The following is a 20,196-nucleotide window of genomic DNA, read 5'->3' on the forward strand; positions in this document are numbered from 1 at the left end:
TATTTTTTCTTATTATATCTAAATGAGCTTACTTAATGATTCCAGTACCCTTATAATTTGTCGAATGATAGATAGTTGTTGCATTTTTACGCGCATAGTATCTCATAAGAAGCTTTTGTATGGTTGGCTCTATCGAAGGAGCAAACCAAGCGTTGTTACTTGTAGCAATTACAAAACTGACATCACCTTCATAAATCTCAGCACATGTAGCTTCATAACAGATGGCATTTCTAAATTTAACGCCTTTGATTATAAAATCAGTTGGTTTCTCCGCTGTAACAAAATCAGCTTGCCCTGCAAAAAACATATCGTTAATAATTTTTTGTGCAAACTTTGGAAGAGGAATATACTCTCCAAAAGGAACTAAGACTAATTTCTTAGCCATTTCATATTTGCCATCTTCAAACATATATGTAACATTGTAGTTATTCCCTTCATCTCTATAAAGAGAGCCTGCTATTATGCTAATGTCATTTGAATATTCTTCTAGTCTATTTATTATTTTTAAATTTTCATTCATGAAGAGTGGAAAAACTGATTCTGGAAAAACTATTATTTCATACTCTTCATCTATCGCTTTTCGAATTTCTTTAAAAATCATTAAAATAGTAGGTTTAAAAGCGTCTCTTGTCCATTTTTTATCTTGAGTAATTTCAGTTGTAATTAGTTTAATTTTTAAGGGAGCAAGTTTAGTTACAGTTGGATTAAAGTTAATTGCTAGAATAAGTATAAATATAGAAGCTTTTTTGTAACTGCCTTTGAGATAATTTGGTAGAGATAGTGCTAGTAAAACAATAAATAGCTGGTACTTTAAAACACCTATATAACTATCAACAAATAGCAACTCAATCTGCAACCAGTTCCAATCAAATGGTTCAAAAAAACTAAGTCCAAATAATAATAGGGCTCTAATGTAGACTTTATTAGTTAGTGCTAAAACACCAAAAAATAGCATATATATAATTGCAAAAGAAAAAGTGATAACAGGAGTTAAATATCCAACGCCGTTATATTTAAAACTATATCCAATCCAGTAAAACCATAATAAGCCTATTGTAAATCCGGCTACTAAAACAGCTCTTTTTGGGATGTATAAAAGCAAAGCTAAAGCAATTACTCCAAAGATAGTATTAACTAACTTTAGAGTAATTCCCCAATGCTCAAAATATATAAATGCACTAAATATAAGTGCAGTCAAAAGCCCAGTAAATATATCAAATATTAGTTCTTGTTTATCTCTTAGTGATTCAATCTTTTTTATCATATGCAATTATACTCATTTTCAGTCATTTATTAAGAAATGTTTTGTATAATCGCCAGAATTTAAACAAAGGAAACCCACAACCATGGAAATTTTAAGTCAATTACTACCGTTTGTATTTTTAATAGCAATCATGTATTTCGTGATTATTCGTCCTCAACAAAAAGAGGCAAAGACAAAAAAAGAGATGATATTAGCTCTAGCAAAAGGTGACAAAGTTGTTACTAATGGTGGCTTTATCGTAGTTGTTCACAAAGTTGAAGATAAATTTTTAAGTGTAAAAATGAATGATGATGTAATTGTTAAAATTGCAAAAGACGCAATAACAAGAAAGTACGAGGATGAAGCTTAATTATCGCATAGTAATATTTGCTTTTGCAATAGTTTTTGGACTGTTTTTTTCAGCACCATCACTACTACAGATGCAAGACGGTAAAAAAGTAACCTTAGGACTTGATCTTCAAGGTGGTCTGCATATGCTTCTTGGTGTAAAAACTGAGGAAGCTACAAAGTCTCGTATAAAATCTATTGCTGCTAGTATTAAACACTTTAGCGATAGACAAGATATTTTAATAGATGAATTAAAGTTTGATGAATCTTCTATATCTTTTTCACTACTTGACCCAGATGACACTAAATCAGTAGAAGAGTTTTTAAAAGAGATAGATGGTTCGAACATATCTGTTGCTGGTGAAAATTTTTCTTTAAGTTTAACTCCAGAAGAGATTTTAAAAACAGAGAAGCAAGCTATTGATCAAGCTATTGAGACTATTCGAAATAGACTTGACCAGTTTGGTTTAGCTGAACCTGTAGTTGCACGTCAGGGTGAGGAAAAGATCCTTGTTCAGTTAGCTGGAATTAAAACTCAAGAAGAAGAGCAAAGAGCAAGAGAACTTATTTCTCGTGCAGCTAAGCTTGAGCTAATGGCAGTTGATGAAGATAGAAATGCTCGTGTTGATAATATGAGTGATTCAGATGCAGCAGCTTATGGAGATATTATATTATCGGATGTTAAAAATCCTCAGATAAAGTATCTTGTTCGTGAGATTCCTATTCTTGATGGTGGGATGCTAACAGATGCTTCTATGGGATTTGACCAAAGTAACAGACCTCTAATTAACTTCAAGTTAAATGCAGAGGGTGCTGAGATATTTGGTGACTTTACTGGTAAAAGTGTTGGTAAGAGACTAGCTGTTGTTTTAGATGGTAAGGTTTATTCTGCTCCAAATATTAACGAGCGTATTGGTGGTGGTGCTGGACAAATTTCTGGTAACTATACTGTTGAAGAAGCAAAAGATTTAGCTATTGCTCTTCGCTCAGGTGCACTTTTAGCCCCTATTTATTTGATGGAAAAACGTTCTGTTGGACCAAGTCTTGGTGCTGATAGTATTAAAGCAAGTATGATTGCCCTTATGGGTGGTTTTGTACTTGTAATCATATTTATGATGATTTATTATAGAGCTGCTGGTGTAATTGCAAATATTGCACTTATTGCCAACTTGTTTATCATACTAGCTGTTATGAGTCTCTTTGGTGCGACACTAACACTTCCTGGTATGGCAGGTATAGTTCTGACCGTAGGTATGGCTGTAGATGCCAATGTTATTATCTCTGAGAGAATTCGTGAGTTAATATATGAAGGAAAATCTATGCATAAAGCTATCGAAGATGGTTATTCAAATGCAATGCGCGCTATTTTAGATGCAAACATTACAACTCTAATTGCAGCAGTTGTTCTTTATGCATATGGAACTGGTGCAATAAAAGGTTTTGCTATAACTATCAGTATTGGTATTTTAGCTTCTATGTTAACTGCGATACTTGGTACTCATGGTATATATGAGATGCTAGAGAGTAGAATACAAAAAAGTAAAAACAACCGTTTCTGGTTTGGGATTAAGGGTTAATTATGGAATTTTTCAGATATACAAGAACCTTTAATTTTATGGGTAAGTCTAAGGCTGCTATGATTTTTTCAATCATACTGGTATTAGCATCTTATGCAATGCTTATGACAAAAGGTCTAAATTATGGTGTTGACTTTGCTGGTGGTACTATAGTTCAAGTTAAGTATGACACAGCAGCTCCAATTGATGATATGAGAAAAAGTTTAAAAAGCAATGAGCTTTTTAACGGTGCTTCTATTACAGAATTTGGTTCAGTTGATGAAGTAGTTATCCGAATGAAAAGTACTACAGGTAGTGTTACTGTGGATATTGGCGATATTACTCGCGCGGCATTAAAAGACACTGGTAATTTTGAGATTCGACGTGTTGATATTGTAGGACCAAAAGTTGGTAGTGAGTTAAAAGAAAAAGGGATAATGTCTCTTCTTTTAGCAATTATAGGTATATTGATATATGTAGCGTTTAGATTTGAGTGGCGTTTTGCTGTTGCATCTATTGTTGCTCTTGTTCATGATATTTCAATTGCTTTAGGTGCTATAGCACTTGTTGGTTTAGATGTTAACTTAGATGTTTTAGCAGCACTTCTTACAATACTTGGTTATTCTCTTAATGATACAATTATTGTCTTTGACCGTATTCGTGAAGGTGTAACTAACTCTAAAAATAATGACCTAGAAGATATTATTAATGAGTCTGTCACTAGAACATTAGCAAGAACAACACTTACGTCATTAACGACGTTTTTTGTTGTATTTACGCTATTTATGCTTGGTGGTGAGATTATCCATTCATTTGCATTTACTCTACTTGTTGGTGTAATTGTAGGTACATACTCATCTATATTTGTTGCTTCACCGATTCTTTTATGGTTTGGTTTTGATGTTAAGGGTTACCATGTTAAACTGGCATCTAAAGCACAAAGAGAAGTTGAAAAACAAAGAATGCGTGACCAGTACGAATCTGGAGTTATGTAAAAATTACTTTGCACATTTTATCCATGCTTATGCATGGGTAAACTACTTTTAATAAATAAATCTATTTTCTTTTTATTCCTATTCAGTCACTCATTAAGATATTTTTTGTATAATCGCTTTAATTAATTAATAAGGTAGTGCTATGGATTGGGGTAAAGTAATATATGTATTTTTCTCGTTGATGAGTTTAACATCAATAGCGGGGTTTTTGTATGAGCATAGTGCAGTTGCACTTTTTGTTGCTGCGAGTTTAAACTTAGTTTCAACAGTTCTCAAAATAGGGGTTAGAAACCTACTCTCTGCTGAACTTTTAGCTTCTTCTTTAGTAGCTGATTTACACCTAATTCCGGCATTTATTTATTTAGAAGTTGTTGGAAACTTAGAATGGGCAATCGCACTTACTATCGGTGCTCTTATTGCTAACCTTTTCTCTGTTGGCCTTGTCTACATAGAAAGCTTAAAAACACACGACGACTACTAATAAACAAAGACTCCACCTGGAGTCACAATAACTTTAACAACTTGGAGATTCCTTGGAATACAACTCTACAACTATAGAAAAAAAATGGCAAGAACACTGGGCAAAAAATGCAAGCTTTGAACCTACAGAAGATTTTAGCAAAGAAAAAAAATATATTTTAAGTATGTTTCCATTTCCAAGTGGAAGACTGCATATGGGTCATGTTAGAAATTATTCTATAAGTGATGCATTCGCACGTTACTATCGCCAACAAGATTTTAATGTACTTCATCCCATAGGTTTTGATAGTTTTGGAATGCCTGCTGAAAATGCAGCAATTAAAAATAATGCTAACCCTAAAACATGGACTTATGACAACATAGATTATATGAAAAAAGAGTTTGCATCTTTGGGTTTTTCTTTTTCAAAAGAACGTGAGCTAGCAACCTCAGATGAGCTTTATACAAAGTTTGAACAAGGCTTTATCATTGATATGTTTGAAAAAGGACTTCTTTACCGTGAAAAAGGATTGCTTAACTGGTGTCCAAATGATCAGACTGTTCTTGCCAATGAGCAAGTTGTTGATGGATGCTGTTGGAGATGTGATACTCCAATAGTTAAAAAAGATATGAATCAATACTATTTTAAAATTACTAAGTATGCAGATGAGTTATTAGATGATTTGAAAAAACTTGAAGGTGGTTGGCCAAAACAAGTTCTTACTATGCAAGAAAACTGGATAGGTAAGTCAAACGGTTTAGCTTTTGACCTGTTTTTTGACTCTGCATCTAAAGAGAAGTTAGCTAATAACTTTGAATCGTTTGATGTGTTTACAACTCGTTCTGATACTATTTATGGTGTTAGTTACACTGCTCTTGCTCCTGAGCATTCTATTGTTACGTATATGATTGAAAATAATCTTTTAAGTGCTGAAGTTATCTCTCAAATCAAAGATATGAAAAGTACTTCTTCTATAGATAGACAAAAAGAAAAATCAGGTATATCTCTTGGTCTTGATGTTTTACACCCTATGACAGGTAAAAAAGTGCCAGTTTGGATAGCTAACTTTGTTCTTATGGATTATGGAAGTGGAGCTGTAATGGCCGTTCCTGCTCATGATGAAAGAGACTTTGATTTTGCTAAAAAATATGACCTAGCAATAAATGCAGTTATAAAACCTTTTGAGGGTGAACTTAGTTCAGATTGTGCTTACACAGAAGTTGGTGAGTTATTTAACTCAGGAGAATTTGACGGACTTAACTCTAAAAAATCTCAATACAATATTATTAAGTACTTTGAAGAAAAAAAGATAGGAAAAAAGACAACTAACTATAAATTAAAAGATTGGGGTGTTTCTCGTCAGAGATATTGGGGTGCTCCAATTCCTTTTGTTCATTGTGATGATTGTGGTTTAGTTATGGAGAAAAAAGAGAATCTTCCTATTGCCATTCCAGAGGACATAGAGATTACAGGTGAGGGTAATCCACTTGATAATCATCCTACTTGGAAGCATTGTCCTTGTCCAACTTGTGGTAAAGATGCAGTGCGTGAAACAGATACTATGGATACTTTTGTTGAGTCGTCTTGGTACTTTTTACGTTTTTGTGCATCTAAGCAAAACTGGGAAAAAGAGGCTTTTTCAAAAGAGCAAATTAAGTATTGGATGGGTGTTGATCAATATATTGGTGGAATAGAACACGCTATTTTACATCTTTTATATGCAAGATTTTTTACAAAAGTTTTTCGTGATTTAGGTTATATAGATTTTGATGAACCTTTTGATAATCTTCTAACTCAAGGAATGGTGCTTAAAGATGGTGCTAAAATGTCAAAATCTAAGGGTAATACTGTTGATCCTGACGCAATTATTGAAAAATATGGTGCAGATACAGCAAGACTGTTTATCCTTTTTGCAGCTCCTCCAACTCAAGAATTAGAGTGGAATGATAATGCTGTTGAAGGTGCTTACAAATTTATCAAAAGATTTTTTGATAGAAGTTCAAACATTGTAAAAACTCAGAGCATTCCATTAATAGATCATTCAATTCTATCAAAAGATGAAAAGTACGCAAGAAAGAAAGTTTATGAAGCACTAGTTCGTGCAAATGATGTCTATAATGAAAAATATACATTCAATACTCTAATTGCAGGTACAATGGAAGCAATAAACGCGCTAAACGTACAGAGTAACTCTGATGTATGGAGTGAAGGTTTTTGGATTCTGAGTTCTATAATGGAACCTGTTATTCCTCATGTTTGCTGGGATATAAGTAGTGAGTACTTCTCACTTAAAAACTTAACTCCTCAAGTAGTTGTCCAAGAAGTGTTTGTAGAAGATTCTATCACACTTGGTGTATCTATTAATGGTAAGAGAAGAACAGAGATTGAAGTCTCACCAGAAACTCAAAAAGAAGATATTATACAGAGTGCTAAAGAGGCTGCAAGTAAGTGGCTAGAAGGCAAAGAAATTTTAAAAGAGATACTTGTACCTAAAAAATTAGTTAATATAGTGATTAAGGGTTAATCTTGAAAGTTATTTTATCGCTTCTTATAGTTTTAGGTTTTGCCTCTTGTGGTTATAAACCAAGTCCAAAATTTGCTCGTGATATTATGGGTGAAAAAATAAGTACAAATATTATCATATCTGCAGAAGATCCTGAAAATACGGTTATAATTAAAGATGCAGTAGATGAAGCGGTAATAACAGTTTTTCATGCTTCACTGCGTGATAAGGCAAGTTCTGATACACATCTTGAGATAAGTATTAAAAGTACATCATATTCTGCCAATGTATATGATAAAGATGGTTATGTTACAGGTTATAAGATGACTGTAAATTTAGGAATAACTAGATCTCATAACGGTATTTCTAAGAATTATTCTGTTTCAGGTACATATGACTTTACAGTAGATGCAGATGCTGCTGTAACAGATCAGCAAAGATTTGATGCTATACGTTATGGTTCAGCAAAGGCTATTAAATCATTTGTAGCAAAAGTTTCTGCTGAGGGTGCAAGAGCTAAGAAAAAGGAATAATTATGACTATACAGAGTATTATAAAAAAAGCTGTAAAAAGACTTGAATTAGAAGGTAAACTTTTAACACCAGATTATTATGCTGAAGCCTTTTGTAAGGAAGCCCAAAAAGCTGGTATGCAGTCTGAAGACTGTGGTCATGTAGATAAATTTTGCAAAACTCTTAATAAAGATATCCAAAAAGAATTAAGTCAATATAGAATAAAAACAATGGGTGAACTAGCCCGTTTTTTAATCTCAAAACTCAATAGATTAAAACCTACTATTTGTTCTGAACTGCTTGATGCACAGACTACTTTTACAAAAAGAATTTTACAAGTTGTGGAAGTCCTTCATAATGCTGAAGCTTCTCAACTAGCTAGGCAAAGTATAAAACTATTAAACTCAAGTCCAAATACATTAGAACTAGAACAATATAGACAATATTGGGTTAATTTTATTACAACATACGATGATAGCTTTTTAAATGAACTAAGCTCATTAGGTGATGTAGATAGTACTAACTTAAGTAAAACTGTTAAAAGTTTTAAAGCTTTAGCATCTTTAGATACAGCAAAATTTGATAATAATGAACTTCAAAGAGTAGCATCTATGCTTGTCTCTTCTTTTGTCCCTTCTATAGCATCTAGTGTAAATGATAAGATTGCAAATCTTAGTCAAAAAATAAAAAATAATCCTACCCTTTTAGATAGTTCAAGCATTGAGAGTGAGATAAAATCTGTTATTTTATTAAGAATTGCTCTTGATAAAAAGAGCGTTAAAGAGATGGTTGAATCTCTTGACGGAGTTCTTGATAAACTATCTTTTAGACTTATTGAAATGATAGAACGCTCAGACGACTCAACATTAGAGATTCAAAAAATCAAATCAGAGTTAGAATCTTATAATGATGATTCAAGTTCTAATTTTAAAACAGCACATAAAAAACTATTTGTAATAGCAACAGCTTTAGAAGAAAATACTCAGCTTCTAAGTAAAGATTTAAAAACACATAGTGCTGAAGTGACAGTTTTAAGTAAAAAAATTCGTAAACTTGAAAAAGAATTAGAAAAGGCAAAAACTGCTTCAAAAGAAGATTTTCTCACTAAGCTTTATAATAAACGAGCCCTTGATGAGTTTATGAATGTAAAAGAAGGGGAATATGAAAGATATGGACATAATTTTTCTGTAATTATGTTTGATCTAGACCACTTTAAAGATGTAAATGACAATTATGGTCATGACGCTGGAGATGCTGTTCTTTGTGCCTTTGCAAAAATACTTAAAAAAGAAGCTAGAAGTGTAGATATTGTTGGTAGATTTGGTGGTGAAGAATTTATGGCCCTTTTAAGTGAGACAGATTCTAAAGGTGGAGCAATATTCGCAGAAAAAGTGCGAAAGCATGTTCAAAAAGCACGCTTTATGTATAAGGGCGAGAGAATAGAAGTAACTGTTAGTTGTGGTGTTAGTGAGAGAAAACTGCATGCATCTCTAAGTAGTGTGATCAATTCTGCTGATGAGTATCTATATAAAGCTAAAAAAGATGGACGTAATCAAGTAGCGTACAAGAAAAAATAGTGCTACAAGATTTTTTAAACGCAAAACCACTCTACTATGATGAAATAGATTATTCTCGTATGCCTCGCATCTATGAGAAGATAAAACCTTTTCTTCCTAGTCCAAAAATTATTCATATTATTGGTACTAATGGAAAAGGAACAACAGGGCGTTTTTTGGCAACTGCTCTATATTCTCTTGGTTTTAATACTGGACATTATACTTCCCCTCATATTTTAGAGTTTAATGAAAGAGTTTGGAAAAATGGTAAAGATATTGATGATGAGTGTTTGCAAAAAAATCATCTAGAACTTCAAAATATTTTATCAGATGATGACTCAAATGCTCTTAGTTATTTTGAATATACAACACTACTCTCTCTGTTGGTATATAAAGATTGTGAGTATATTGTTATGGAAGCTGGCTTGGGTGGAAAACATGATGCTACAGCGGTCTTTGATAAGGTTTTGACATTGGTTACTCCGATCTCTAATGACCATGAAGCTTTTTTAGGAAACACTGTAAAAGAAATAGCAACCACTAAGTTAAATGCAATTCAAAAATTTGCTATTTTAGCAAGACAAAAAGAGACAGAAGTTTATAATATAGTAGATTCTATATCTCGGAAGAAATCTTTAAATATAAAAAAAATATCTCATTTTTTAGATGCTCATGATGAAGATAAAATAGCAAAAATAGCAAAAAACTTGAAACTAGAAAACTATTTAACGCAAAATCTTTCACTAGCAATTTCAGCCTTAAAGTTTTTAAATATACAATACACTCAAAGTGATTTTATTGGTTCTAGACTTTTTGGAAGACTTAGCTCTATAGGTGAAAATATTATAGTTGATGTTGGACATAACCCCCTTGCAGCCCAAGCTATAAGAGAAGCATTAGATAAAGAAAAATATACTTTAGTTTACAATAGTTATCAAGACAAAGAGTATAAAAAGATACTTGAAATATTAAAACCAATAGTGAATAAAGTAGAAATTATTGCAGTGAATGACAAAAGAATTGAAACAAATGAGCTACTTCAAAGAACTTTAAATGATTTAAAGATAGAATATACTACATTTAAAGGTGTAAGACCTAACATTAAGTACCTCGTTTTTGGATCTTTTAGTGTTGTCGAAGCTTTTTTAAAAAGTCAAAATAAGAGTGGAATTTTAGAATATGAATGATCATTTTACTATTACTATTAATGATGATCATGGCGTAAAGCAATTTAATCTTCATCAAATTGTTAAAAAAGGGATTAGATATGCAGCTCTTTTTTTAGGTTTTGTAGGTTTAATTGCAGTAGGTACTATTTTATATCTTGACTACGCAGTTGACCAAATAGAAATAAAACGTGAAAATACACAACTCGCTTATAATACTCTCAAAGAAAAAAATGCTCAACTTGATCAAAGTATGAGAGATACTCAAATGGCTCTATTGGTTAAGAAAAAAGAGTTAAATGAAGTATCAGATTCTCTTTCAGAAATTGAAACACTAATAGGTTTAGCACCAGTTCAAGAGATGACTCTACAAGAAAGAGTAAGTATCACTAAACTAAACTCTGAACATATGGCAACTTTATTACAGTTTATCCCAAGCGGTTCTCCTATTGAATACAAAGGTGTTACTAGTAAGTTTGGCTATAGAGTGCACCCTACACTAAAGAGAAAAGAATTTCATCGTGGCCTTGATATGAAAGCAAGAATGAAAACACCTGTTTATGCAACTGCAGATGGGATTGTTGAATATGCTGGTCTTCACAAGAAAAGTGGCTTTGGAAGACTTGTTATACTTCAACATAACTATGGTTTTAGAACATATTTTGGTCATTTAAACAAGATTGTGATAAAATCGGGCAGGTTTGTAAGGAAGGGTGATCTCATAGCTTATACAGGTAACTCCGGTATGAGCAGTGGCCCACATTTACACTACGAACTTAGATTTATTCAACGTGCAGTAAACCCATTTTATTTTGTAAAGTGGAATATACAAAACTATAAAGACATATTTGAAAAGGAAAAGAAAATACCATGGCAATCTTTAATAACGGCGACAGCACACATCAAAGTACCAAACCCGACACAAACACTACCATCATCACAATTGGCTCTACGCTCAAAGGTGAAATGAATCTCTCATGTAATTTATATGTAGACGGTGAATTTGAAGGCGTAATACACTCTAAAAAAGAAGTTAATATCGGTAAGAACGGTCACATAAAAGGTGATGTTACTACTCAAAGACTTGTTGTTCAAGGTTACATAGAAGGTACTGTTAGTGCTCAAAGAGTTGAGATAAAAGCTGCTGGTCGTGTTAATGGAACTATAGAATCTGGAGAGCTTATTATCGAAGCTAAAGGTATTTTTGAAGGTAATAGCGTTGTAAAAGATGTATCACCTGTTCCAACTCCTGAAACACTTGATAAACCTTCAATTAAAAAAGTATAAAGTAAAAGATTCTTTCTTTTACTTTATAATCATTTTTAGTCTCTCTTAGATAAACTTTCATAAATACAACTCTCTTAGGAAAATAATGTCACAAAGTGCACTATACCAATATTTTAAAACACAGCCGAATCAAGATTTAGAAGTTTTGATATGTGAAGATTCTAAAGAAGCTTTAGTCCTAGAGAGTGTTGCAAAGTTTTTTAATCGTGAAGTAGTAGTCTTCCCTGATTTTCGTGCTAGTTATGGAGATGACCTTCGCGTATATAAAGAAGAATTACATCAGCTATTTTGGGCCTTAAAAATATACTATACTCAGAAAAAGAAACCTTTAGTTATCTCTCCTTTGAAGACTCTACTTTTTCATCTACCTCAAGCTTCACTTTTAGAATTTAGAATTATTGAATTTGGCTCAAATATTAATCTTAGTGCATTTAAAGAACAGATGCTATTTTGGGGATATAATTTTGTTGATATGGTTCAAGTTGAAGGTGAGATATCTTTTCGTGGAGATATAATAGACATTTACGCTCCATGTGCAAAGATGCCGATTCGTATCTCTCTTTTTGATGATGAGATAGAACAGATAAAATATTTTGAGTTAGAATCCCAAAGAACAAAGAGTGAAGAGCTTGATAGTGTAGAAATAGCACCAGCTTTTTACTCTTTAGATGAAGAACATTTTAATAAGCTAAGTGAGACAGTGCAAAAGAGTGAGTTTGATTCTTTAGTAAAAGATGTTGCATCTCTAGGATTTTGGTATTTAGAAGATAAAGCAAGTAACTTTATGGATGGCAAAAATGTAAAACTTGCAACTTCGCTTGATACTCTTTTAATAGACTCGTATGCTTTAAATAATCCAAGTATATCTAGAGAAGATTTTAATTTAAAAATACTGCCAGAGAGTGATGACTTTAGAGAAGTTATAGTAGCTGACTTACAAACTCTACTAAGAGTTCACAAAGATAAAAAAATAACTATTATTGCTGCTAATGAAGCTTTGGTGAAACAAGCTGGTCTTTTTAACCTTACAAATATTAAAGAGGTATATGCTCCATATATTTTAAACATAGTTTCAAAAGATGAACTAGTTATATCCCTAAACAAACCTGATAAGACAAGACGTAGAAGAAAAAGTTCTATTTTACTAGATGATTTAAAAGCTGGTGATTATGTAGTTCATGAAGATTATGGTGTAGGTATATTTGAAAAGATTGAACAGACAGAGATTTTAGGTGGTATAAAAGACTTTATTGTTATCAAGTATGTTGGTGATGATAAAATTCTTCTTCCAGTTGAAAACTTAGACTGTATTGACCGTTACATTGCATCTGGTGGCTCTACTCCTGTTCTTGATAAACTGGGTAAGGGAAGTTTTGGTAAGTTAAAAGATAAGGTTAAAAAACGTCTTATGGAGATTGCAGGACAGATTGTAAATACTGCTGCTGCTCGTGAACTAATAAAAGCTCCAAAATTTAAGATTGCCAAAAAAGAACTTCAAGATTTTCAAAAAACATCTGGGTTTGATTATACTGGGGATCAAACTCAATCAGTTGATGAGATAATTACACAAATGAGTTCTGGTCATATCATGGATAGACTTCTTAGTGGTGATGTTGGTTTTGGAAAAACAGAAGTAGCTTTAAATACAATATTTGCAGCATACAAATCAGGTTTTCAATCCGCTTTTATTGTTCCAACAACTCTTCTCTCTGCTCAGCATTTTCGTTCACTAACAGAGCGTTTTGAAGATTTAGGAATCAAGTATGCAAAACTAGATAGATTTGTAAGCACTAAAGATAAAACAAATATCATCAAAGGACTTGCATCTGGAGAGATAGATGCAGTGGTAGGAACTCACTCTCTTTTTGGCTTAGCATTTAAAAACTTAGGTGTTGTAATCATAGATGAAGAGCATAAGTTTGGAGTTAAACAAAAAGAGAGAATTAAAGAGCTTTATCATAATGTGCATCTATTATCTATGAGTGCTACACCAATTCCTCGTTCACTAAATCAAGCACTTAGTTCTATAAAAACAATGTCACAACTTCTTACTCCACCAAGTGAGAGACAGGGTGTTAGAACATTTCTAAAAGAGTATAGTGAAAAGCTTATAAAAGAAGTTATTTTACGTGAGCTTCGTCGTGGTGGACAAGTTTTTTATGTACATAATTCGATTGATCATATGCCTATAAAACTAGGAGAACTAAAAGCTATACTTCCAGACCTACGCATGGTAATGCTTCACTCAAAAATCTCTGCTGTGCAAACAGAAAAAGAACTTCTTAAATTTGAAGCAGGGGAGTATGACCTGATGATAGCAACTTCCATCATCGAGTCTGGTATTCATATGCCAAATGTAAATACTATGATAGTCGATGGAGCAGATAGATTTGGTATAGCAGATCTTCATCAACTTCGTGGTCGTGTTGGACGTGGTAGCTCTGAAGGTTTTGCATACTTTATAGTACAAAATAAAGAAAATCTGACAGATGAGGCAAAGAAGCGTCTTTTAGCATTAGAGTCTAACTCATTTTTGGGAAGTGGTTCAGTTTTAGCATATCATGATTTAGAGATACGCGGTGGTGGAAATCTTGTTGGAGATGCTCAAAGCGGACATATAAAAAATATTGGTTACTCGCTATACCTTAGAATGCTCGAGGACGCAATAAAACTACTAAGTAATACTATGGAGAAGGAGAGAGCTAAGGTTGATATAAAACTAACTATATCAGCATACATATCTGATGAAGTTGTAAAAGAAGACAGACTTCGCCTAGATATTTATAGAAGACTCTCTCAGTGTGAAGAGCCTATAGAAATATATGAAATAGAAGAAGAGATTATAGATAGATTTGGAGAGTTGGATAACCCAACAAAACAGTTTTTTGAACTGATGGTAATCAAACTTCTAAGTCTAGAGAAAAAGATAAGAAGCATTATGAACTATGGACAGAATATTACTGTTTCATATTTTAATGATTCAAAAGAGACTATCAAGTCTGCATCTAAGGATGATGATGACATTATCAAAGCAGTACTTTTTTATCTTAGAAATAATAAACCAAAGGTATTATAATTGAGAATAGCATTTATAGGTGATATTGTAGGTCGTCCAGGTCGTGAGATGTTAAAAGAATATCTCAAAAAAATAAGAGAAGAATATAAAATTGACTTTATTATAGCTAATTATGAAAATGCATCTCATGGTTTTGGTGTTACTGCTAAAAATGCAAATGAGTTAGTATCTTATGGAATTGATTGTATGACAGGGGGAAATCATACTTGGGATAAAAAAGATGTTGAAGCACTCTTTGATACTCATGAAATACTTCGTCCTCATAACTATCCTGATGAAGTAAATGGAACTGGATGTAAGGTTTATGAAGTCGCTGGTGAAAAGCTTGGAGTTTTAAATCTTATGGGTTACTACGCTATGCCTATGGCTGATAATGGTTTTAGAAAAGCAAAACAAACAGTACAACAACTAAAAGAGCAGGGTGTTGAGAATATATTTGTAGATTTTCATGCAGAGGCTACAAGTGAGAAGCGTGGAATGATGATGCTACTTCAAGGTGAAGTAAGTGGAATTATTGGAACGCATACCCATGTCTCAACAGATGATTTTCAAATAGCAAATGGTACAGCTTATTTAACGGATATCGGTTTAACGGGTTGTAGAGATAATGTTATAGGAATGGATTCAAAAGTACCAGTAAAACAGTTTCTTACAGGAATGAAAGGGCACTTTGATGTACCTAAAAAATGTAAAAAAATTCTTCAATTAGCTATTATGGACTTTAGTAATGGTAAATGTTCTAATGCTTTTAAGTTAAAGTATTTTTGTAATGGCAAAGTTATAAAAACTGAGGCTTGGATAGAAGAAGACTAGGCTGTTATCTGATAGTACTTGTCATTAGCTAGGTAAGTATTTACCATATTGTGACGAATTTGTTTTTCTTGTGCTTCTTGAAGATTCATCGGGAGTTCTCTGTCAATCTGTAGTATTTGACTTTGAGTTGTTTTTGGTTTTGAGAGTAAGGGAAACATTACAGAGTTATCTGCATAGGCTTCTTTGGCATTTTTTATATCATTTATTTTATTGAACTTTATTCCATCTTTATTTTCGAGTTGCTCTTGTAACTTTTGTTTATTGTTAAATGATTTGTAGTTTGAGATATAAGTAATTGGTAGATTTTGAGTATCTTTTGATTCTATTACACTGTTTTGAGCTAGTTTTGACTCAAATAAAGTAGAAGAATTTTTTGCTTTGTCTACTTTGTGGTTTGCATTTCTATCTGAGTTATTTGTGTTGACATAAGTATTGTATGAAGATACAAACATGTTACTCTCCTAGATAGCTACATTATAAGTCAATGAAGCTTATTAGTTTCTTTTGGCTAAAATAATATAATGAAACTTTTTGATTACTTTATCTTTGAGCAGTATCTGTTCCACGAATTACTTATAATCTTTTTAATTACAATAATACTAATACTTATCTACAAAAGCCTTAGAGTAAAAAAATTAAATCAAGAGAAGCGTCACAAGAATGATTCTGAATTAAAGAAAATTAGCGATGAAGAAAATGTTCTTTTTCATCAAAATAAACTTGCTGCAATGGGTGAGATGCTTGAGAATATTGCTCATCAGTGGAGACAACCTCTCTCTCAAATAAACTCATCTGTACTTCTTATAGATGATATTCTTCATGAAAAAAACTTTAGAAATATAGATGTAGAAGAGAGACTATTAGAAATAGAATCTTTAACTAAATATCTCTCAAATACTATTAATGATTTTAAAGACTTTTTTACTCATGATAAAATGAAAAATAGTTTTTTACTTAGAGAAATGATCGAAAAATCAATATATATAGTAAAAGGTTCTCTTAAAAAAAACAATATAGAAGTTGTTGTGGATATAAAAAAAGAGTATAAATATTATGCTTATGAGAGTGAATTACAACAAGTGGTATTGGTGTTACTTAATAATGCTAAAGAAGCATTAGTCAATAGAAATATAAAATCACCAATCATAAATATATATATTGAGAAAGAAGGTGAGTTTTTTATAATAAAAATCTGCGATAATGCTGGTGGAATTACTAAGAATATTAGAGATAAAGTTTTTGAACCATACTTTACAACAAAACATAAATCTAAAGGAACAGGCTTAGGACTTTATATGTCTAAAAAAATAATTGAAGAGAGTTTAGATGGAACACTAATTGTTCGCAATTGTAACAAGGGTGTGTGTTTTGAAATAAAACTAAGGGCAGATGATGAGTAAAAGAGAAGCATACTCAATCTTATATATTGAAGATGATAAAGACATCAGAGCCAACTATATCAACTATTTAAATAGACATTTTGATAAGGTTTTTGAAGCTGCTGATGGTGAAGAAGGTTATGATAACTATATTAAAAACCGTCCTGATATTATGATAGTAGATATCAATTTACCAAAACTAAATGGGCTGGATTTGGTTGGAAAAATACGTGAAAGTGATCACTCTATAAAAGTTATTATGCTTACTGCTCATTCTGAGACGAAGTACTTACTTGAAGCTACAGAACTTAAACTTACCAAGTATCTTGTAAAGCCAGTGAGTAGAAGTGAGTTAAAAGATGCTTTGAGCCTTGTTATCGATGAACTGTCAAATTTTGAGACAAAATCTAAAAAGAGGATTGTTTTAAAAGATGGTTTCTCTTGGGATATACAAAGAGTAGAGCTTCTTAAGAATAATTCATCTTCAGTTCTTACAAATAAAGAGAGATCTATCTTGACTCTTCTTTTTTCTTCAGTAAATACTACGTATACATATGATGAAATTATTATAGATGTTTGGTATGAGGATGACTATGACAGAGATAAACTAGATGCACTAAAGACAATCATAAAAAATCTAAGAAAAAAATTACCAAAAGATACAATTAAAAATGTATTTGGAACAGGTTACAAAATAGAAATATAATTATCTATCTTTGATGTAACCAGAGTGTAATAAAAGTAAAACAACATTTTGGTACAATAATAAAAATATAGACCACAAGGTGATTTATGAGTGCTAAAATAGTTATTGTTGAAGATGAAGAAGATTTACTAGAACTCCTTGAATATACTCTTGAGAAAGAGGGCTTTGAAGTTATAGGCTTTTTAAACACTAAAACAGTAAGTCAAATACTAGAAGAAGAAGAGATAGATTTACTAATCATGGACAGAAATCTTCCAGGAGTCGAGGGTAGTGAATTTGTTGCAAGTCTTCGAGAAGAAGGAGTCTTAACTCCTGTTATTTACTTGAGTGCTAAAAATAGAGACACTGATATAGAAGAGGGATTTTTAAGAGGTGGTGATGATTATTTAACAAAACCTTTTAATATGAAAGAACTTATTCTTCGTGTAAAATCTATCCTTAGAAGAACTACTAAAAAATACAATGAAGGACAGATTTCTTACAGAGATTTACTTTTAGATAAAAGCACAAGAGAGCTAAAAGTAGATGGAGAGTGTGTTGAGATAACAAAACTAGAATTTGATCTTTTATATGAGTTTATAATCAACAAAAATAGTGTCTTAGATCGTGATTATCTTCTTTCAAATGTATGGGGAGACGGTGAAGCGTATCAGTATAAAACTGTAAATGTTGCTATTAATCGACTAAAAGAAAAAATTGATCCGGACAAGACTAAAGATTATATTCAAACTGTGCGTGGAGTTGGATACAGACTGTGCTAAAAATACATGAAATATTTATTATAAAGTTTTTACTACTTTTTGTAGGAACTTTACTTGTTATATCACTAATAAGTTATGTGGCTCTTAAATCAATAATAATCAATCACAATCAACATAATCTAGAAAACGCCATAGTTCTTATGGGACTTGAATTAGAAAATACTAAGGATATTGACTTATATGCTAAACGCGTATATGAGACTACAAATCTGCGTGTTACCGTGATAGATGATGATGGTGTTGTTATAGCAGAGTCTAGTGCAGATAAGTTAACTATGGATAATCATGGCAGTAGATATGAAATCATGCAGGCAAACACAGATGAGTTTTCTCATATTACTAGATACTCTAAAACACTAAAAGTAGACTTTTTATATGTGGCTAAAAAGATTTCTTATAATGGTGAGAAAATCTATATTAGGCTATCTACAAGTTTAGCTCAGGTAATGAAAGATTTTTATTCTTTATGGTCGAAACTATTTCTTGTATTTTTAGTAGTTGTAGTAGTTGCATTTTACATTTCAAAAAGAATGAGTGAGAGAATTGTTTATGACATCGAGCAGATTACTGTTTTTCTAGATGAACTCTCAAATAAAAACTACAATGCCATCGTAAAAACAAAGTATTTTTATGAGTTTTTACAGATATCTCTTATGCTTAAAAATCTTGTGAAAAAGTTAAGCTCTAGAGATAAACAAAAGAGAAAATATACAGCTAAACTTAGGTTAATGAATAAACAGAGAAATGATATATTATCTGCTATATCTCATGAGTTTAAAAACCCCGTGGCATCTATAATTGGTTATGCTCAAACACTTCAAGAAGATGCAGAGATAAATCCAAAAATACGTGAAAAGTTTTTGAATAAGATAAGTTCAAACGGAGAAAAAATATCTCAGATGTTAGATCGTTTGGCTCTTTCAGTCAAACTTGAAAATGATGACTTAAAACTTGACACAAAATATTTTGATATGAAAATATTATGTGAAGAAGTAATCTCAAACCTATCTCTAAAGTATAGAAATAGAGAGATAACTCTAGAGGCTTCAAGTACTATGTTAGAAGCTGATAAAACGATGATAGAATTACTTATTATAAACCTAGTAGATAATGCGCTTAAATACTCTGAAATGGACGTAAAAATCGTTTTAAAAGATAATGAGCTTTTTGTAATAGATAATGGAATTGGTATTGAAGAAGAGCACCTTGATAAGGTTACTTCTAAGTTTTACAGAGTAAAGAAAAATACTTGGGATAATTCAATGGGAATAGGGCTGGCTATGGTTAGTTATATTTTAAAGATGCATAAGTCAAAGATACAAATAAAGTCTGAGTTTGCAAAAGGTTCAATCTTTAGTTTCTCTATAAAAGAGATGTTAAAAAAATAGCAAATTGCAATGTTTTTGTAAGTTTGATTTTTCTTAGGATATATTTCTATTATTAAACTAATAGGAATTACTATGAGAGACTTTGAATCAATTATAAAAGAGTTAAAATCTCATCTGTCATCAGGCAAAAAGAAAAAAGTTTTAGACAAAGATGTAGCAGATGCACTGGAAATATCACAGGCAAATTTTGCCACAATAAAGAGAAGAAACACAACTCCATATAAAAATATTTTGGAGTTTTGTTATAAAGAAGAACTTAGTTGTACAAAAGTCTTTTTCGAATAGTTTGTATAGTTGAAATGTTAAAAAGAACACACTGACTAAGCAAGTAATTGGTACTATATCTTTAAAGAACGCCAATTCTAAAATCAAGTGCAATTTTTTGAAAGTAAGTTGAAAGATAGGATTAATCGATAATCTGCTAATCTTATTCGACCAAAAACAAAG

General features: G+C 31.8%; 19 protein-coding genes. 17 read left to right on the forward strand and 2 right to left on the reverse strand.

What is annotated here, in order from left to right:
• Nucleotides 1–28 precede the first annotated feature (28 nt).
• Entirely contained in the window at nt 29–1,264 is a 1,236-nt protein-coding gene (locus QZZ48_RS03200) for an apolipoprotein N-acyltransferase (RefSeq protein ID WP_294961897.1), read from the reverse strand.
• Nucleotides 1,265–1,346: 82 nt separating this feature from the next.
• Between QZZ48_RS03200 and yajC the strand changes: the two genes are divergently transcribed.
• From yajC to QZZ48_RS03260, 12 genes are all read left to right on the forward strand, one after another.
• Nucleotides 1,347–1,613, forward strand: a complete 267-nt coding sequence (yajC, locus tag QZZ48_RS03205; protein WP_294961899.1) for a preprotein translocase subunit YajC — start codon at nt 1,347–1,349, stop codon at nt 1,611–1,613.
• Nucleotides 1,603–3,168 carry a protein translocase subunit SecD gene (gene secD, locus QZZ48_RS03210; protein WP_294961901.1) on the forward strand — a complete coding sequence of 522 codons (1,566 nt, stop codon included), beginning with the start codon at nt 1,603–1,605 and terminating at the stop codon, nt 3,166–3,168. The genes yajC and secD overlap by 11 nt, the downstream gene beginning before the upstream one ends.
• Nucleotides 3,169–3,170: 2 nt before the next feature.
• Nucleotides 3,171–4,142 (forward strand): protein translocase subunit SecF, encoded by a 972-nt coding sequence (secF, locus tag QZZ48_RS03215; protein ID WP_294961903.1) that lies wholly within the window; start codon nt 3,171–3,173, stop codon nt 4,140–4,142.
• A gap of 142 nt (nt 4,143–4,284) precedes the next feature.
• The gene (locus QZZ48_RS03220; RefSeq protein WP_294961905.1) at nt 4,285–4,623 is read left to right on the forward strand and encodes a DUF6394 family protein; all 339 of its coding nucleotides are present in this window, start codon (nt 4,285–4,287) and stop codon (nt 4,621–4,623) included.
• A gap of 52 nt (nt 4,624–4,675) precedes the next feature.
• Complete coding sequence (gene leuS / locus QZZ48_RS03225; protein WP_294961907.1) at nt 4,676–7,126, forward strand: leucine--tRNA ligase; 2,451 nt, start codon at nt 4,676–4,678, stop codon at nt 7,124–7,126.
• Nucleotides 7,127–7,128: 2 nt separating this feature from the next.
• Nucleotides 7,129–7,638: an LPS assembly lipoprotein LptE gene (gene lptE / locus QZZ48_RS03230; protein WP_294961909.1), complete on the forward strand. Its 510-nt coding sequence runs from the start codon at nt 7,129–7,131 to the stop codon at nt 7,636–7,638.
• A 2-nt stretch (nt 7,639–7,640) separates the two neighbouring features.
• Nucleotides 7,641–9,194, forward strand: a complete 1,554-nt coding sequence (locus tag QZZ48_RS03235; protein ID WP_294961911.1) for a GGDEF domain-containing protein — start codon at nt 7,641–7,643, stop codon at nt 9,192–9,194.
• The gene (locus tag QZZ48_RS03240) at nt 9,194–10,360 is read left to right on the forward strand and encodes a Mur ligase family protein (protein WP_294961914.1); all 1,167 of its coding nucleotides are present in this window, start codon (nt 9,194–9,196) and stop codon (nt 10,358–10,360) included. Before QZZ48_RS03235 ends, QZZ48_RS03240 begins: the two co-directional genes overlap by 1 nt.
• Nucleotides 10,353–11,309: a M23 family metallopeptidase gene (locus QZZ48_RS03245; protein WP_294961916.1), complete on the forward strand. Its 957-nt coding sequence runs from the start codon at nt 10,353–10,355 to the stop codon at nt 11,307–11,309. The genes QZZ48_RS03240 and QZZ48_RS03245 overlap by 8 nt, the downstream gene beginning before the upstream one ends.
• The gene (locus QZZ48_RS03250; RefSeq protein ID WP_294961918.1) at nt 11,306–11,626 is read left to right on the forward strand and encodes a polymer-forming cytoskeletal protein; all 321 of its coding nucleotides are present in this window, start codon (nt 11,306–11,308) and stop codon (nt 11,624–11,626) included. Before QZZ48_RS03245 ends, QZZ48_RS03250 begins: the two co-directional genes overlap by 4 nt.
• 85 nt (nt 11,627–11,711) lie before the next feature.
• On the forward strand, nt 11,712–14,702 hold the full coding sequence (locus tag QZZ48_RS03255; RefSeq protein WP_294961919.1) for a DEAD/DEAH box helicase: 2,991 nt from the start codon (nt 11,712–11,714) through the stop codon (nt 14,700–14,702).
• Nucleotides 14,703–15,515, forward strand: coding sequence for a TIGR00282 family metallophosphoesterase (locus QZZ48_RS03260; protein WP_294961920.1), 813 nt, complete (start codon nt 14,703–14,705; stop codon nt 15,513–15,515). It begins immediately after the preceding gene.
• Here the strand turns inward: QZZ48_RS03260 and QZZ48_RS03265 are convergent.
• On the reverse strand, nt 15,512–15,967 hold the full coding sequence (locus tag QZZ48_RS03265) for a hypothetical protein (RefSeq protein WP_294961922.1): 456 nt from the start codon (nt 15,965–15,967) through the stop codon (nt 15,512–15,514). The genes QZZ48_RS03260 and QZZ48_RS03265 overlap by 4 nt on opposite strands.
• A gap of 69 nt (nt 15,968–16,036) precedes the next feature.
• Between QZZ48_RS03265 and QZZ48_RS03270 the strand changes: the two genes are divergently transcribed.
• From QZZ48_RS03270 to QZZ48_RS03290, 5 genes are all read left to right on the forward strand, one after another.
• Nucleotides 16,037–16,915, forward strand: a complete 879-nt coding sequence (locus tag QZZ48_RS03270) for a HAMP domain-containing sensor histidine kinase (protein ID WP_294961923.1) — start codon at nt 16,037–16,039, stop codon at nt 16,913–16,915.
• Nucleotides 16,908–17,600 carry a response regulator transcription factor gene (locus QZZ48_RS03275; protein ID WP_294961925.1) on the forward strand — a complete coding sequence of 231 codons (693 nt, stop codon included), beginning with the start codon at nt 16,908–16,910 and terminating at the stop codon, nt 17,598–17,600. Before QZZ48_RS03270 ends, QZZ48_RS03275 begins: the two co-directional genes overlap by 8 nt.
• Nucleotides 17,601–17,686: 86 nt before the next feature.
• Nucleotides 17,687–18,361, forward strand: coding sequence for a response regulator transcription factor (locus QZZ48_RS03280; RefSeq protein ID WP_294961927.1), 675 nt, complete (start codon nt 17,687–17,689; stop codon nt 18,359–18,361).
• The gene (locus tag QZZ48_RS03285; RefSeq protein WP_294961929.1) at nt 18,355–19,749 is read left to right on the forward strand and encodes a HAMP domain-containing sensor histidine kinase; all 1,395 of its coding nucleotides are present in this window, start codon (nt 18,355–18,357) and stop codon (nt 19,747–19,749) included. Before QZZ48_RS03280 ends, QZZ48_RS03285 begins: the two co-directional genes overlap by 7 nt.
• Before the next feature lie 72 nt (nt 19,750–19,821).
• Nucleotides 19,822–20,034, forward strand: a complete 213-nt coding sequence (locus QZZ48_RS03290) for a hypothetical protein (RefSeq protein WP_294961931.1) — start codon at nt 19,822–19,824, stop codon at nt 20,032–20,034.
• Nucleotides 20,035–20,196: the final 162 nt, after the last annotated feature.

It is taken from the genome of Sulfurimonas sp., from assembly GCF_016744025.1.
Classification (GTDB): Bacteria; Campylobacterota; Campylobacteria; order Campylobacterales; family Sulfurimonadaceae; genus Sulfurimonas.